14 protein-coding genes are annotated in these 16,506 nt (G+C 35.6%); 6 read left to right on the top strand and 8 right to left on the bottom strand.

The window, feature by feature from the left end; genetic code table 11:
- Window positions 1–43: 43 nt before the first annotated feature.
- On the top strand, window positions 44–1,234 hold the full coding sequence (gene sucC, locus ACNFU2_RS10585; RefSeq protein WP_076390839.1) for an ADP-forming succinate--CoA ligase subunit beta: 1,191 nt from the start codon (window positions 44–46) through the stop codon (window positions 1,232–1,234).
- Window positions 1,235–1,289: 55 nt separating this feature from the next.
- Here the strand turns inward: sucC and ACNFU2_RS10580 are convergent, their stop codons facing one another.
- The gene (locus tag ACNFU2_RS10580) at window positions 1,290–2,180 is read right to left on the bottom strand and encodes a mechanosensitive ion channel family protein (RefSeq protein WP_273649401.1); all 891 of its coding nucleotides are present in this window, start codon (window positions 2,178–2,180) and stop codon (window positions 1,290–1,292) included.
- A gap of 97 nt (window positions 2,181–2,277) precedes the next feature.
- On the opposite strand from ACNFU2_RS10580, the gene ACNFU2_RS10575 reads away from it, so the two are divergent.
- Window positions 2,278–2,913, top strand: a complete 636-nt coding sequence (locus ACNFU2_RS10575; protein WP_172280423.1) for a peroxiredoxin — start codon at window positions 2,278–2,280, stop codon at window positions 2,911–2,913.
- Window positions 2,914–3,015: 102 nt separating this feature from the next.
- Here the strand turns inward: ACNFU2_RS10575 and ACNFU2_RS10570 are convergent, their stop codons facing one another.
- From ACNFU2_RS10570 to ACNFU2_RS10560, 3 genes are all read right to left on the bottom strand, one after another.
- Window positions 3,016–3,609 carry a hypothetical protein gene (locus ACNFU2_RS10570; protein ID WP_172280422.1) on the bottom strand — a complete coding sequence of 198 codons (594 nt, stop codon included), beginning with the start codon at window positions 3,607–3,609 and terminating at the stop codon, window positions 3,016–3,018.
- A gap of 161 nt (window positions 3,610–3,770) precedes the next feature.
- Window positions 3,771–4,286 carry a hypothetical protein gene (locus tag ACNFU2_RS10565; RefSeq protein ID WP_273649398.1) on the bottom strand — a complete coding sequence of 172 codons (516 nt, stop codon included), beginning with the start codon at window positions 4,284–4,286 and terminating at the stop codon, window positions 3,771–3,773.
- Window positions 4,287–4,383: 97 nt separating this feature from the next.
- On the bottom strand, window positions 4,384–6,576 hold the full coding sequence (locus ACNFU2_RS10560) for a TonB-dependent siderophore receptor (protein ID WP_418124857.1): 2,193 nt from the start codon (window positions 6,574–6,576) through the stop codon (window positions 4,384–4,386).
- A gap of 181 nt (window positions 6,577–6,757) precedes the next feature.
- Between ACNFU2_RS10560 and ACNFU2_RS10555 the strand changes: the two genes are divergently transcribed.
- A complete protein-coding gene (locus ACNFU2_RS10555; protein WP_273649394.1) occupies window positions 6,758–7,813 on the top strand; it encodes a Gfo/Idh/MocA family oxidoreductase in 1,056 nt (351 codons plus the stop codon).
- A gap of 105 nt (window positions 7,814–7,918) precedes the next feature.
- Here the strand turns inward: ACNFU2_RS10555 and ACNFU2_RS10550 are convergent, their stop codons facing one another.
- The 3 genes from ACNFU2_RS10550 to ACNFU2_RS10540 form a co-directional block, all read right to left on the bottom strand.
- Entirely contained in the window at window positions 7,919–9,811 is a 1,893-nt protein-coding gene (locus ACNFU2_RS10550; protein WP_172280415.1) for an ABC-F family ATP-binding cassette domain-containing protein, read from the bottom strand.
- Window positions 9,812–9,924: 113 nt separating this feature from the next.
- Entirely contained in the window at window positions 9,925–10,647 is a 723-nt protein-coding gene (locus ACNFU2_RS10545; protein ID WP_418124854.1) for an SIP domain-containing protein, read from the bottom strand.
- Window positions 10,648–10,736: 89 nt separating this feature from the next.
- Window positions 10,737–11,603 carry a helix-turn-helix domain-containing protein gene (locus ACNFU2_RS10540; RefSeq protein WP_418124853.1) on the bottom strand — a complete coding sequence of 289 codons (867 nt, stop codon included), beginning with the start codon at window positions 11,601–11,603 and terminating at the stop codon, window positions 10,737–10,739.
- A 149-nt stretch (window positions 11,604–11,752) separates the two neighbouring features.
- Here ACNFU2_RS10540 and ACNFU2_RS10535 point away from each other — a divergent pair, with 149 nt between their 5' ends.
- Complete coding sequence (locus ACNFU2_RS10535; protein ID WP_418124851.1) at window positions 11,753–13,393, top strand: alpha/beta fold hydrolase; 1,641 nt, start codon at window positions 11,753–11,755, stop codon at window positions 13,391–13,393.
- On the opposite strand, the gene ACNFU2_RS10530 is transcribed toward ACNFU2_RS10535, so the two are convergent.
- Window positions 13,394–14,257, bottom strand: coding sequence for a glycoside hydrolase family 25 protein (locus ACNFU2_RS10530; RefSeq protein WP_418124849.1), 864 nt, complete (start codon window positions 14,255–14,257; stop codon window positions 13,394–13,396).
- 65 nt (window positions 14,258–14,322) lie between these two features.
- On the opposite strand from ACNFU2_RS10530, the gene ACNFU2_RS10525 reads away from it, so the two are divergent.
- Entirely contained in the window at window positions 14,323–15,585 is a 1,263-nt protein-coding gene (locus ACNFU2_RS10525; protein WP_273649379.1) for an NAD(P)/FAD-dependent oxidoreductase, read from the top strand.
- Window positions 15,582–16,253: a tRNA (guanosine(37)-N1)-methyltransferase TrmD gene (gene trmD, locus ACNFU2_RS10520; RefSeq protein WP_273649377.1), complete on the top strand. Its 672-nt coding sequence runs from the start codon at window positions 15,582–15,584 to the stop codon at window positions 16,251–16,253. Before ACNFU2_RS10525 ends, trmD begins: the two co-directional genes overlap by 4 nt.
- The last annotated feature ends 253 nt before the right edge of the window (window positions 16,254–16,506 follow it).

Genomic DNA, 16,506 nt, shown 5'->3' with positions numbered 1-16,506 from the left:
ATTTGTCAACCTTTATAATTTAAAATAAAATAATAAAAATAATATGAATCTTCACGAGTATCAATCAAAAGAGATTTTATCAAAGTATGGAGTAGCTATCCAACGTGGTTTCGTTGCAAACAACGTAGATGAAGCTGTAGCTGCTGCTGAAAAACTAACTGCTGAAACTGGCGCTCAAGGGTGGGTAGTAAAAGCTCAGATCCACGCAGGTGGTCGTGGTAAAGGTGGTGGTGTAAAGTTCTCTCCAAACATGGATAAGCTTAAAGAAAACGCTCAGAACATCATCGGAATGCAGTTGGTAACTCCACAAACTTCTGCTGAGGGTAAAAAAGTAAATTCTGTTTTGGTTGCAGAGGATGTATATTATCCGGGTGAAACAGAAACTAAAGAATTCTATGTTTCTATTTTATTAGACAGAGCTGAAGGTAAAAATACAATCGTATATTCTACTGAAGGTGGTATGGATATCGAACATGTTGCTGAAGTAACACCTCATTTGATTCACAAAGAAATCATTGATCCTGCTTTAGGTCTTCAAGGTTTCCAGGCTAGAAAGATTGCTTTCAACTTAGGTCTTGAAGGAAATGCTTTCAAAGAATTTGTAAAATTCATCGGTTCTCTTTACAACGCATATACAGGAATTGATGCTTCTCTTTTCGAAATCAACCCTGTTTTAAAAACTTCTGATAATAAAATTATCGCAGTAGATGCTAAAGTAACTTTAGATGACAACTCATTGTTCCGTCACAAAGATTTAGCTGAGCTAAGAGATACCAGAGAAGAAGATCCAATGGATGTTGAAGCTGGTGAAGCTGGTCTTAACTTCGTAAAATTAGATGGTAACGTTGCTTGTATGGTAAACGGTGCGGGTCTTGCGATGGCGACTATGGATATCATTAAATTATCAGGTGGTAATCCTGCTAACTTCCTTGACGTTGGAGGAACTGCTGATGCTCAGAGAGTACAGACTGCTTTCGGAATTATCTTAAGAGATCCGAACGTAAAAGCAATCTTAATCAATATCTTCGGAGGTATCGTAAGATGTGATAGAGTAGCTCAGGGTGTTGTAGATGCTTACAAAGCGATGGGAAGCCTACCAGTTCCATTGATCGTGAGATTACAGGGAACCAATGCAGTTGAAGCTAAGAAATTAATTGACGAGTCTGGTCTTCCGGTACACTCTGCAATTACTTTAGAGGAAGCTGCTAACAAAGTAAAAGAAGTATTAGCATAAGCTAGCTACTTATTATAAAAATTTAAACCGCTTGAAAAAGCGGTTTTTTTATTTTCTATTTGTCCTGATTTGATGTAGGACTGCTATTGCTTTCTCCTCCTGTAATATTGATGCTGGTCGGGGTTACTAACAGGATGTTATCCGAATCAAGACGTTGCTTGATCTTCATATATGCATCACTCTTTACGCGGGTAATGTTGGCTCCGATGGTCATCCAGAATTTAGCCTGTAAATTGAATATGCCTTGTTTAAGATCGGTAAATACAACCTCAGCAGTATCCAGTTTGTCCACATATTCTAATCCTTTTATTACTTCCAGAATTCCCATTTGCGCCTTGTTGATATCTTCATCAGCCGGAATTTCAAAATTTAGGATTATTCTTCTCTGCGGAGAAGCAGTGATATTTGAAAAAGGAGAATTAAAAATGACCTGATTGGGAATATAAACCTTTTTACCGTCATCGGTTATAATCTTTGTTGTCAGAAAACCAATTTCCTGTACTGTCCCTGAGTTATTCCCGATAGATACATAATCACCTACTTTAAAGGCTTTATCGATTCCGATAAGCATTCCTGAAAATATACTGGACACCAGATCCTTTAAAGCAACCCCGGCGATAACCCCCGCAACTCCCAGACTTCCGATGAATTTCCATAGAAAACTGCTGAAACCCATTATTTCTAATGCAATAAAACTACCCATTAGCATAATGATAAACCGGAATACGGCCAGTAAAGTTACCAATGAACTTTCTTTTTCACTTTTAGGAAATAATTTATGAAAGAGCTTTACGGCAAGTTTACTTAAATATTTACTTGAAAATAGGAAGAAAGAAAAAACCAGTATGCCTACAATCAATTTAGGGGTCAGTTCTGCAAATTTTAAATACCAGCTTTGTAGAACTCTGTAGACCACTTCAACATAGCTTAAACCAATTTTCTCCATGTATTAATTTTTTTTAATTTAATATGTAATTTTTCATCAAAAATTTTGCCAGTTTCAAAAAGTCTACTAAATTTGTAGACTAATAAACGATAATGTTATGTCAATCAAACTAGGAGATACCGCACCCAATTTTCAGGCAGAAACTACTGCCGGTGATCTTGACTTTTATAATTATCTGGGAGATTCCTGGGGGATTTTATTCTCGCATCCTGCAGATTATACTCCGGTTTGCACTACGGAGCTTGGCTTTACATCAAAGCTAAAGTCCGAATTTGAGGCAAGGAAAACCAAAGTAATTGCATTGAGTGTAGATGGAGTAGAAGACCATCAGAACTGGATCCGGGATATTAATGAAACTCAAAATACGGATGTGCAATTTCCTATTATTGCAGATAAAGACAGGAAAATTTCGGAATTGTATGATTTCATCCATCCTAATGCTTCAGCAACTGCAACCGTACGCTCTTTGCTTATCATTGATCCGGATAAAAAAGTACGTTTGATTATAACTTATCCTGCTTCTACGGGAAGGAATTTTAATGAAATTATAAGGGTTCTTGACTCTCTTCAATTGGTGGATTCCCATAAAGTGGCTACCCCTGTAAACTGGAAAAATGGAGAAGATGTTATTATTCCACCGTCTATATCAACAGAAGAAGCCCGGGAAATTTTTCCTAAAGGCGTTACAGAAATAAAGCCGTATTTAAGATATACGCCTCAACCGAATACATGATTTATTTGATTTTTTATAGTTTAGTTTTAATTTGTACGAAAAGCGCCTCGAAATTATTCGAGGTGCTTTTATCTTTTTTAAGAAAAATAATTTTCTTAACGACTAGTTTTTAACGTCGTTTATGATTTGTTTTCCTTTAGATGTAGGTAAGAAAATGCTAAATCCTACGTTGAAGGTAAGGGTAGAAGTTAAACCGTTTTTACCGAAACCTGCAACACCATTGTATTTAACAAGTCCTTCAACACCGATGTTAGGTGTGATGAAGTAAGAGTATCCCGGACCTGCACCGAAATCTAACCCAGTGGTAGAGTTTCCTCCTTCGGTAGACGTTCCTCCAATACCAACGTTACCTTCGAAGAACCAACGTCCGTGATGTAAAAGATTATCTATACCTTTTTCACCTGGTGATACATAGTAACGACCTAAAGCCCCTACTTTGTACACAAAGTTTGTTGGTGATCCTTTTGCAACTTTGTTAAATCCTAAATCAACATATCCTCCAAGTGCTACGTTATCTTCAATGAAATAAGCCGCTTTCGGTTGTAAAGAGATGTTATATCCTCCTCCCGTATTAAGACCAAAATTACTAGCTACAATACTACTACCAACCATCCAGTTACCTTTTTGAATCTGAGCATTGGCTGTTGTTGTTAATCCTGCTACCGCTACTATTCCTGCTAAAATTAGTTTTTTCATAATTTATAATTTTAATAATTAATGCTTATTTATTCTATGGGTGGTGAAAATCAATAAATGTGCCATAGTACTCATTTTTAGCTAATTTTACTAAAATAATGTTAAATTAAGAAAAATGAAAATCAAATTAATTTCCTTGTTTTATTGAATAAAATATAATTTTAGACAAGAAGTAATATAATGGAAACAACCAGTCCTAGAGCAGTAAAAAGCATTCCGCGTTTGAATGCTTTTGTTTTTGGATTAAACATCCAGAAGCTTGAGATCACAAAGAAGAATAGGGCAATTCCAAAAAAAGTGTTAAGAGGTGATAGTGTCTCTTTTGACTGGGATTTATGAAGTTTTGTCATTTTATCCAGGACAAATGGCAGCTCTTTTTTTACGTATTTTGCCTCCCCGGTTGTCAGGTTATAGGCTCCCTGTTTGAAATATGCGATGTTTCCGATTCTATTTTCGATTTCTAAGTTTTTAATTTTTAATTCTTTTCCCAATTCCTTTTCAGAAAGGTTTTTAGCTACAATTTTGTCGTAATTTTTCTCCTTTTTTAAAAAGCCTGTATCCCTGTAAACCAGCAATACACCGCTTATCGCATAAACAGCCATAATTCCCGCAAGGAAGTATCCTAAGTAACGATGCGTAATCCTCATGAAACTTCTGGTATCTTTTATTTTATCCATATTTTATTGTTTTGCTTTTATTTTTTTTAATTTCAAAAGTGGAAACTGCAAAAATGCAGTTCCCACTTTTATTGAAAGAATTTTTATATTAAGAATTCTAGAGTCTGTAAGTCAACGTAAAATAATAGTTTCTAGGTGTGATCGGATTCACTGAATAATTCTCATGAACATTGTAGTTTATGACATCAAACAGGTTGCCCACTTTACCCTGAATAGAGAACTTATTCCAACTGTAACCGACACTTATATCAACCGTCGTGAATCCGTTGATATCAATCATTCTTGTTTGTTGTAATTGCCCTTTTACATCATTCCAGCCTGCTTGTCTTTTTCCGGTATAGAATGCTGTAGCTCCTAGCTTCAGGCCTTTTGCAAAATCCGTGAAGGTATAAAAAATAGACGCATTTGCTGTAAGGGCAGGAGTTCTTACCAATCTTTGATCTTCAACAAATCCGTTATCTGGAGTTTTTGTATACACAGTATTATTGTAAGAAATACCTCCTATTAAAGACAGGTATTTTGTTGGGTTTCCTGTGATATCCAATTCAACACCTCTACTTCTTATATTGCCGGCATATACTTTATATAATGCCACCTTATTATCTGCAAGATATGGAGATGTGTAAGCATCCCTGTTATTTATTTGATAAGCTGTTAAGTTTACAGCGATAGCATTGTTCCATAAATTTTTCTTAACCCCTACTTCGTATTGATCAATTGTTGATGCTTTTAAAGATAGATTGTTTACATCAAACCCTGAATTAGGTGAGAATGAATTAGTATACGTTGCAAAAACAGATAAATTATCATTAGGATTATAGATTAATCCTACTTTTGGCGATAAGGCATGAGCTTGTAAACCGCTGTTTACTGTAGGCGTTTCTGTTCCTTTTAAGAAATCTTTTACTGCTGTATCTTCATTTTTTAAATAAGACCATCTTATTCCTGCCAATACTTTAAACTCTTTGCTAAGGCTGATCAAGTCTTGTGCATAAAGACCAAATCTTTTCGTTGCTATTCTGTTTCTTGATGATCTATAAGTTTCAGGCATAACACCTTCATTAGACCATGTGGAAGAATTATTTAAATATAATGTTCCATAGTTAATGCTCGTAGGATTAGTAAAGTTGTAAGCATAAGTATCAGCTAAACCATAGTCTCCATCTGCTCCAAATAGAACCTTATGGATAATATTTCCGGTTTTAAATTCTCCATTTAGGTTAACTTGTAATGAAGTATAATTTTGTTCAGTATAATTTCTTCCCAAAGTTCTGTTCCAGGATGGGTCAAAATTTCCTTTTGCGGATTCATACTGCCATTGAATTCTTTCTGTTGAAAAATAATCTTTTGTATAATTCTGGTAAGAAGCAACTGCATTTAGACTCCATTTACTGTTCAATTGATGGTTTAAAACAACGTCTGTAGTGGCTTGTTGGTTGGTTTGATATTGCCAGTTGGCACCTAAAAAACTCCTGCGGTCAACTTCAGTAGCTAACCTGGATATTCCAGTGGTTTTATCAGTAACACTTCCAATTCCAAAATCAGGAGTGAAATTATGATATAAATAATCACCCTCTACAATTAGTTGTGTGTTTTCACTCAAATTAAAAACAAAAGACGGGTTGAAATAATGCTTTTTAGATTCTACCATATCTCTGAAACTTTCGGCATATTCATAAGTTCCATTGACTCTGAAGGCTACCTTTTGGCTTAAAGGTCCATAAATGTCAAATACAGGTTTATAAGAATTCCAGCTTCCACCGTTTAATCCGACAGATCCACCAAATTCAAATCTTGGTTTTTTAGTTATAAGGTTTACAATTCCACCTGGCCCTACATTACCATATAACATAGCATTTGCACCTTTTAAAACTTCAACTCTTTCAAGTCCACTTACTTCAGGAAAAACTCCACTGTTTACTCTTGCTCCATTTTTGAAGATATTATCATTTCCAAATATAAAACCTCTTCCTCCAAAGCTATCCTGAGATCCTCCTCTTGCAGATGTCAAATAAATACCATTCACATTTTTAATAACATCACTTAGCTGCTTTGCTTGTTGCTGCTCAATAATTTCATGAGTTACAATAGCTATGGGCTGAGGGTTTTCCATTACTGTCAGGTTTGATTTTGTAGATAATGTTCTTGCCTGGTTAGGATTTCCTGTTTTATGAAGATTGATGTCCTCAATGGTTTGAATTCTGATGGTATCTGCTTCAGCATTTTTCATCTGTGAACTCACTGAAACAGCAGTAAATAGAAGACCTAAAGAAAGTAATTGTCTTTTCATTTTATTTTTATATAGAACAGTTTTAAATAAGCCGCAAATGTAAGTATTTGTTTAGAATAGATAAAAATAGTTTTATGATTTTAATCATATTTTCCGACTTGGTGAGATGGATTATTTCTATAGTTCCTTTAGATAGGGGAATAGAGAAGTTTTTATGAATATATTTGTTAAAAATTATAATATGCAATTGGTAAAAGCAGGGCTTTGTGCCTTTGGAATGAGTGGAAAAATTTTCCATGCACCCTTTTTGAAGGAGCATCCGGGATTTTTTATTGCTGCTGTGGTTGAAAGAAGTAAAGAAGAGTCTAAGGATCAATATCCGGAAGTAACCATTTACCGTTCAGTAGAAGAAATGCTTCAGCATGCAGATGTAGAGCTGGTCATTATCAATACACCGGTTCAGACACATTATGAATATGCCAAAAAAGCATTGGAAGCGGGTAAGAACATTATTGTGGAAAAACCTTTTACCGTAAATGTTTCTGAAGCGGAAGAACTGGTACAGCTGGCTGAAGAAAAAGGACTGTTTCTTAGTGTATACCAAAACCGAAGATTCGACCGGGATTTTTTACAGGTTCAAAAAATTCTGGATGAAGGAAAATTAGGAAACATTAAAGAGGTTGAGATTCGTTTTGACCGGTTCCGCACTACACCCAGCGGAAAAAAACATAAAGAAAGTCCCGATCAATTGGGAGCCGGGTCACTTCATGATTTAGGAGCTCATTTGGTAGATCAGGCTGTACAATATTTTGGATATCCTGAAAAACTTTTTGCAGATGTATTTTCTATGAAAGGATCGACGTTTGCCAACGATTATTTTGAGATTCTGTTATTTTATAAAGACGCTTTGAGAGTAAGGCTTAAATCTTCTGTTTTCAGTAAAGAAGGCCATTATGCCTATACCATTCATGGAGACCGGGGAACTTTCCTGCAGGAGAGAACCGATAATCAGGAAAATGAATTGGTAGCAGGCGCTACCCCCACATACGGAAAAGACTGGACACAGCCTTTGAAAGAAGCGGATGGAATTTTAAACTTTTTGAATGATCGTTCAGAAACAGAAAGAGTGCTTACCTCAAGTGAAGCTGGAGATTATATGAATTACTATCAGCAGATTTACGAACATATCGTGTTTGGATATGGATTGCCATCTCCTGGAAAAGAAGTCATTCAGAATATGAAAATCATTGATGCTTCTTTAGAAAGTGCAAAAGAAGAAAAAGTAATTAAACTATAAAGATCAATTGTGAATGAGTTCAGAGTTTATGGTTGATATTCTTTAACACTAAAATTATCCTACTCTCTAACTCTTTGAACTCATTCATAACTCATCGTTTTTATTTTAAAGGAGCTCCTGAAGTTCCAGCCATCTCATTTCATGGTTTTCCAGTTTTTCTGAAACCGTTTCCAACTCTGAAGAAAGTTTAGCTATTTTCTCATAATCTACTTCATTGTTAAGTTTGTCCAGAATTTTGGAGCGCTGTTCTTCAAGTTCAGGCATTTCTTTTTCAATCGTGTCAAGTTCCCTCTGCTCTTTGAAACTTAATTTTCGTTTCGTACTGGAAGGTGGTGTATTTTCCACTACAGGAACAGTTTCCTTAACCGGCTCAGTCTTTACAGCTGTATTTTTTTCTAATGCTTCCTCGCGACTTCTGGCTTCCCTGTATTCTGAGAAGGTCCCTACAAAATCTCTGATTTTTCCATTGCCTTCAAAAGCCAAAACATGATCTACAATTCTGTCCATGAAATATCTGTCGTGGGAAACTATAATCAAAGATCCCTGGAACTGTTGAAGGAAGTTTTCAAGGACTGTTAATGTTGGAAGATCAAGATCATTCGTAGGCTCATCAAAAATCAAAAAATTAGGATTCTGATACAGGATATACATCAGGTGCAATCTTCTTTTTTCCCCACCGGATAATTTTGAAATAGGAGAATATTGCGTTTGATCATCAAATAAAAACAACCTTAAAAACTGGGATGCCGAAAGACTTTTTCCGTTGGCTAAAGGATAGAACTCGGCAATTTCTTTAATAAAGTCAATGACTCTCTCATCTTCTTTGTAAGTGAGCCCTTTTTGCGAAAAATAACCAAAAGAAATGGTTTCCCCTGTTTCTATTTCTCCTTTATCTGCTTTTTCAAGCCCCTGGATAATATTTAAAAGAGTAGATTTTCCCGCTCCGTTTTTACCTACGATTCCAACTTTCTCCCCACGTTGGAAAGAATAGCTAAAATCTTTTAGTAAAACCTTCTCACCAAAACTTTTATCTATATTCTTTAATTCTAGAATTTTATTCCCAAGGCGTTTCATTTCAAAATCCAATTCCAGACCTTGTTTTGAAGTGTCTGTTTTTGCTACTTTTTCGGTTTCGTAAAAAGCATCAATTCTGCTTTTAGATTTCGTGGTTCTTGCCTTAGGCTGTCTTCGCATCCACTCCAGCTCTTTTCTGTAAAGATTATTAGCCTTGTCAATGGTAGCATTAAGATTATCCTCTCTGATCATCTTATTTTCCAGATAGGTAGCATAAGAACCATTATGGAAATAAAGGTTTCCGTCTTCCATCTCCCAGATAATACCGCAGACACTATCAAGGAAATAACGGTCGTGGGTTACGAGCAGTAAAGTAATCTTGGCTTTATTAAGATAATTTTCAAGCCACTCTACCATTTCTACATCCAAATGGTTGGTTGGCTCGTCCATTATCAGTAATGTATGACGATGTTCTGCTCTGGTTTCCGTTAAAAGCTTGGCCAGTGCAACGCGCTTGATCTGTCCTCCGGAAAGTGTTCCCATCCTGGCTTCGAGATTTGTGATCTTAAGTTGGGAAAGGATTTGTTTCATCTCATTTTCCAGATCCCAGGCTTTATGGGCCTCCATATCCGCAAGAGCCTTTTCGATAAAATCAAGGTCCGTTGAGTGGAGTGACTGATGATAATTTTTAAGCGCTGTAATGGGAGCTGAATCAAGGGTCATCATGAATTCCTCAATGGTAAGTTTCGGATCATAATCAATTTCCTGGTCAAATAAAACAACCTGTATATCTTTATTGATAATTACATTTCCACTATCTGCAATTTCTTTTCCCATAAGGATCTTGAGCAGGGTAGATTTTCCACTTCCGTTTTTAGCAACAATGGCTATTTTGTCTCCTTCATTAATATTGAAAGAAATATTTTTGAATAAAACTTTTAGTCCGTAAGATTTGGTAAGGTTTTCAGCAGCAACGTAATTCATTTCTATAAAGATTTCGTAGCGCGAAAATACGAAATATTGAAGGTTTTACCGGATAAAATATTTTCTTTGGTTTTTTGAATGAGGTAAAGGGCTGACAGATTTTGTTTGCTAATTTATAATCCTTTTTTACCTTCGATCCAATAAGCCTGTGATCTTAAATTGGTGGAATGAACACCTTTTTCTTTCAGATATCTGCGTAAAAAGGACATCGTTTTTCCGTTTCCTGTCAAATAAAACGTGACTTCTTGGTTTTCAATGGCTTTTCGCTCTTCGTGGAGAAATTCATTGATTTGATTTAATATTGCCATCCAGTTGTTTTTAGAAGTATAGTAGCCGTGTAAATCAAGTTTTTCAAGGCTTAAAGGATCTTCAAGCTCATGCAGGCAAACAAAGGATTTTGAAGTTTTTTCTGCGGCCTCCCGGATGGCAATTGAACTTCCCAGGGAAGTCTCATCTCCGATTGAAAAATGAATTTTAGCCTCATGATCAAAGAATCTTTTTCCACGCGGTATAATCATTTTAATAGAATCCCCGGCTGTCAGTTGGTTGATGAAGTGACATCCTGCAGCTTGGGTGTCATGTACATGGAAAAGGATATCAAAATTTCCTTTTTCTTTATCAAAATGAAAAGGGGAATAGTTTCTGAAATCCCGGTCATTGATACGGAAGCCTACCGCATATGCAGGCTCAAAGTAAACATCTGAAAGGTCGGTTTCAAAAGTTATCTGTTTAAGATCATCTGAAATATAGGTAGCTTTTGTAACGGTACAGTCTTTAAATTTTGATGGTAATAGATTTTCAACAGCGTCGTTGATCCATTTTGGTAAACTAGACATAATGATATTTTATTGCAAAGGAAGCTGCAAATGACAAAAATATCAATGGCCATTTTATGGAATTGGTTGGACTATTCGTGGTTTACGAATTACTTTTTGCTTTTATCACGGAAAGATAATGGAGAGACTCCTTCCGATCTGGAAAAGAGACGTGAAAAGTAAGTGTGATCATTATATCCAAGCTGATAGGCTATTTCTTTAACCGTGCAATTGGTGAAAAACAATAATCTTTTAGCTTCTATCAAAACTTCCTGTTGAATCCAGTATGATGGAGATTTTCCTGTTGCCTTGCTGATTACCTCAGTTAAATATCCTGGTGAAATGTTCATGATTTCTGCATACCCAGATGCGCTTTTCTGTGTAATGAAATTTTTTCTTACCAGGATCCTGAATTGTCTGGCCAGCTCTAATGTTCTGTTTTCTTTTTGTTTTTTATGAGAGCTTTCATTCAGAAAGTGAGATGCAAACATTCCGGTATAAGCATTAAGCAAAGATTTTATGATAAAGAAATTTTCTTTTGTGGCCATCATCTCTTTTGTGCATGATTCAAAAAGAACCTGAGCCAATTTGTTGAATTTTTCAGACTCGGAATTGCTTACAGGTAAAGGCATAATATCCACGAGATATTCTTCAAAAGCTGAGCGGACAAAGTCAGGAACCAGATCAACGTTTAAAGCAATGAACCATCCACAAGCATTATTCATAAGAAGCCCCTGATGGACCTGACCAGGTAAAACACAGTAAATATGTCCGTTTTTAGCCTCAATGATTTTAAAATCCACCATCATTTTTACATGTCCGGTTTGGAGAAATGTAAAGATATAATGACTATCCCTGTGGATTCCTTTATCTAAAAGATTATCCTCCGAACTGTTGATTCGGTCCGTGATTCTTTCCACAATAAAACCATGATCGGAGATCGTACTGAGATCGTAGGTGGGAATTGTCTGTCTCATGTTGAATTATAAAATCAAAGCTAATAAGGTCTTACTACGATAGCTTATCGTATTGCTTTTGAAAAATTTAACTAAACAAAGATAAAATTTAATAATATGTTATGAGCTTTTAATCCTGTAAATAAAGATTTTTGTGTCAAACCTTTACCATGAAAAAACTTAATTCCTCATTGTTCCTATTCTGTGTGGTGTTTGCTAATGCCCAGATAATTTCAGGAACTGTCCTTTCGAGAGACGAAAACCAGCCTATTCCATATGTTAAAATAGGAGTTGAAAAAGAAAATATAGGTGTAATTTCCGATGAGAAAGGTAATTTTACTATTGACCTTTCCAAGGTGAATACTTCAGGAAAGATAAGGATAGAAGTTCCGGGATATGATAGTTATACAGTAGGTTTTCAGGATTTTATAAAAAACAGTACACAAAAGATTTTTTTAAAGGAAAAAGTACAGCATATCCGGGAAGTGAAATTGTCCCCTAAAAAGTTAGTAGATAAAAACTGGGGTGTCAATACAAAGACGAAAAGTGTCATGTACTCTGTAAATCCACAATTTAAGAAGGAAGACTTTTTGGGTGAAACAGCATTGGAATTTAATGCAAACAAAAGATCAAAAATAAAGAATATCAACCTGAATATTGCAAGTTATGTTTCCGACAGGCCCGTGTTAATGCGTTACAGTATTTATAGTGAAAAGAATGGTTTTCCAGACAAGAACATCCTCAATGAAGAGATTACAGTAAAGCTTACAGAAGATATGATACAATCCGGAACATATACATTGAGTGTTGATGATCGTAATATTTGGGTACAGGGTAAATTTTTTATAGGAATTCAGTTTTTACAGGAGTTTAACGGTAAAGTGAATATCAGTGCAGCTCTCTTCAGAACAGGCTTCCTGAGGAAGTTTTACGGGGAATGGCAAAAAGTAACCTTAGCTGCTCCTGCGATAAATATCGATGTAAAAGTAGATAAAACAGGAAAAAATATGGAAGAACAATTGGAGGATGAGAGTCTTGCTGATCTGATTCCCGACCTTAGCAAATATGTTGGTGAGGCAGATCAATCAGGTTATGGTAAAAATCAGGACATAGGTAAAATAGTTAAAGTGAAAAATGCAGATTTATACTATGAGGTATATGGTGAAGGAGAACCACTGGTATTGCTGCATGGAAATTCGGGAAGTATTAAAGATTTTTATCAGCAGATTCCTGTTCTTTCCAAGCATTACAAAGTTATTGCTTTAGATACGAGAGGTCAGGGAAAAAGTACAGATTCATCGAAAAAAGATTTGACTTATTCGGGATTTGCCGATGACCTTAAAATGGTGATTGATCATTTAGGACTTGAAAAGATACATATAGCAGGCTGGAGTGATGGCGGGAATACAGCCCTGGAGTTTGTTCTGAAATACCCTGAACGGGTGAACAAATTAGTGATTATCGGAGCTAACATTCAGCCTGATGGTGTAGATAAGCGTCTTGTAGACCATATGAAAACAGAATTTCAGGTTTTAGAAATTGAAAATAATCCTCAAAAGTTTAATCAGACCAGGATTTTAAAGATTATGCTCAAGGAACCTAACATCAGTACAGGATCTTTACATAAAATCCATAATCCCGTGTTGGTTATAGCGGGTGAAAATGATGTGATAAAAAAAGACCATACCGAATTGATCGCCAGAGAAATTCCGAATGCAAAACTAAGGATATACAAAAATGCAACCCATTTTGTGCCGTTTGAAGAAGCTCAACAGCTGAATGAAGATATGATGAAGTTTTTGGGGAAATAATTAATCCAATGTCATTCTTTTCAAAGACCAGGAACTACCATTGTACATATCCAGGTCAACTTTAGTATTGATTCCGTGGACGATTCCGTTTTCAGTAAATTGCCAGAAATCCCAAGCGTCATCAGGAGACGGAGTGGGTACATCATTATAATTTGCCAGCCACAGAGGATATCCGTCGAATTCACCTTTCAGAAAATCTTTATAATAATGGTAGTAAGTATAGATAATGGGTTTTGTACCATATGTCTCTTCTATGATTTTGCACCATACCTTAAGGTCTTCAACCAGTTTTTTATTGGTTTTTCGTTTTGGAATTTTTTCAATGTCCAGAATAGGAGGGAGGTCTCCGGTTTCCAGCTTTACATTGTCAAGAAAGTTATTAGCCTGAATAATAGGGTCTTCATCTGCTCTGTAAAAGTGATATGCGCCTCTTATAAGCTCATGCTTTTTGGCCTGGGACCAGAATTCATCAAAATGTTTATCAGCATTTTTATTTCCCATGGTAGCCCTCATAACCACAAATTCCAACGGAATGGTTTTGTTTCCAATGCTTAAACTATCCCATTTGATATCTTCTTTATTTTGATAATGGGAAATATCGAATCCGTATGTTTTATCGAGATTATCAGTGAGGATTTTTTGAATTCTCAGAGTTTCCTTTTCATTATTATGAAGCTTTTTATGGGTAAACTTATTAAAGTACAAAGCATAATAGTAACTGATGGATTGTTTAAGGTAAAAACCTGTGCCAATAAGTGCTACGATAAGAATAGCCAATAAAATCTTTCGACGAAATAAATAGTTTTTCCGTCTTTTATTATGAATGTTTTTGGCCGCTTTTTTGGTGTACTTTTTTTTCGTCATAAAGTTTTGCAAAACTAACTTTTTAACAAGTAAAATGCTAAATAAAATCTGTAAATTTGTATACTATGGAAACACGCGAAAAGATCATCATCATCGGAGGAGGTTTTGCGGGGCTACAACTTGCGAAAACACTGAACAATAAAAATAAAAAAGTAATTGTTCTCGACAGGGTAAACCATCATATGTTTCAGCCGCTTTTTTATCAGGTAGCGTGTGGAAGGATTGAACCTTCCAATATTTCCTTTCCGTTCAGGAAAATTTTCCAGAGATCCAGAAATATTCAATTTCGTTTGACAGATGTTAAAGAGATCGATCCTTCTCAGAATAAAGTGATTACCGATGAAGCAGAGTTTCGTTATGATAAATTAATTATCGCAACCGGCTGTAAGACTAATTTCTTTGGGAATAAAGATCTGGAGGGTAAAGCTTTTGGAATGAAAAATACTCAGGAAGCGATTAGTATCAGAAATCATGTCTTAATGACTTTTGAGAAACTAATTCTTGAGAAAAGCAGAAGTGACGATGGAAACTGGAACATCGTTATTGTAGGTAGTGGTCCCACCGGTGTAGAACTGGCTGGAGCCTTTGCCGAAATGAAAAAAGAAATCCTGCCGAGGGATTATCCTTACATGAATTTTGACCAGCTTAAAATTATTCTGGTCAGTTCGACGGAAAAACCACTTGCCGTAATGAGTGACGAAGCTCAGAATAAATCTGAAAAATACCTTAAGGACCTGGGGGTAACTTTTCTAAGTGGAGAAGTTGTTACCGAATATAACGGAGATAAGGTAATGATGAAAAGTGGAAAAGAAATCCCTTCGAACAATGTGATCTGGGCTGCAGGTGTTACAGGAAATGTAGTAGAAGGATTTCCTGAAGAAAAATTAATCAGAAACAGATATATAGTAGATCGATATAACAGAGTTAAAGGATACGATAACATTTTTGCGATCGGAGATATTGCTTATATGGAAACGCCTAAATATCCGCATGGTCAACCTCAGGTTGCGAATGTAGCGATAAATCAGGCAAAAAATCTGGGTAAAAATCTTTTGAAAAGCAATGAAAGTGAGTGGAAAGAATACGAGTATAAAGATAAGGGTTCTTTGGCAACCATTGGAAAACATCGGGCAGTAGTAGATTTGCCATTTATTAAATTTCAGGGGTTCCTGGCATGGTATTTCTGGATGTTTTTACACTTAATGCTTATTTTAAGTGTAAGAAATAAGCTGGCGGTATTTTTTAATTGGATGTGGAGCTATTTTAATAAAGATTCGTCCCTGAGGCTCATTATCTCACCTACTAAGAAAAATGGAACATTACAATGAGAATTGATATTATAAGCGTACTTCCTGAGTTGATGGAAAGTCCATTTCAGACTTCTATTTTGAGAAGAGCAATGGAAAAAGGGTTAGTAGAAGTACATTTTCACCATCTGAGAGAATGGGCAATAAACAAGCACAGGCAAATCGATGATGAGCCTTATGGAGGAGGAGCCGGTATGGTAATGATGGTTGAGCCATTGGATAAATGCATCTCCCAACTTAAGTCAGAGAGAAGTTATGATGAGGTAATCTATCTTACCCCTGATGGGGTTACCCTTAATCAGAAAATTGCAAACTCCCTTTCTATAAAAAATAACCTGATTTTTATTTGCGGACATTATAAAGGAATCGATCAAAGAGTAAGAGATCTGCATGTTACCAAAGAGATTTCAATCGGAGATTATGTTCTAACCGGGGGAGAACTTGCGGCGTGTGTCTTGGCTGACTCTATCATCCGGCTGATTCCGGGAGTGCTTAACGATGAACAGAGTGCTTTAACGGATAGTTTTCAGGATGATCTTCTTTCACCTCCGATTTATACAAGACCGGAAAATTATAAAGGATTGGAGGTTCCTAAGGTTTTGTTAAGCGGGAATTTTAAGCAAATAGAAGAATGGAGACATGAAGAGGCCGTAAGAATAACAAAAGAGAAACGTCCTGACTTGCTATAATTTATTGATCATATTTTTAAATTTCGTCCTGTTTTTTTTCTTTTTTTGCAATTTCATATAAAAATGGAATAATAATTGCTATAGAAAGCAGAATAATAAAATAACAACTATTATGTTTTTATAGTTGTTTTTAATTAATATTAAGTATTATTTGCTGTTTTGATTTTGTTTTGTGCGATTTTAAAACGAATTTGTTAAAAGTTTTAATATATTATATTGATTTGATTAAACTGTTTGAAAAAAATTTCTTTTT

The organism is Chryseobacterium sp. PTM-20240506 (genome assembly GCF_048296755.1).
Lineage (GTDB): Bacteria > Bacteroidota > Bacteroidia > Flavobacteriales > Weeksellaceae > Chryseobacterium > Chryseobacterium proteolyticum.
This window is presented reverse-complemented; position numbering and strand designations above follow the sequence as displayed.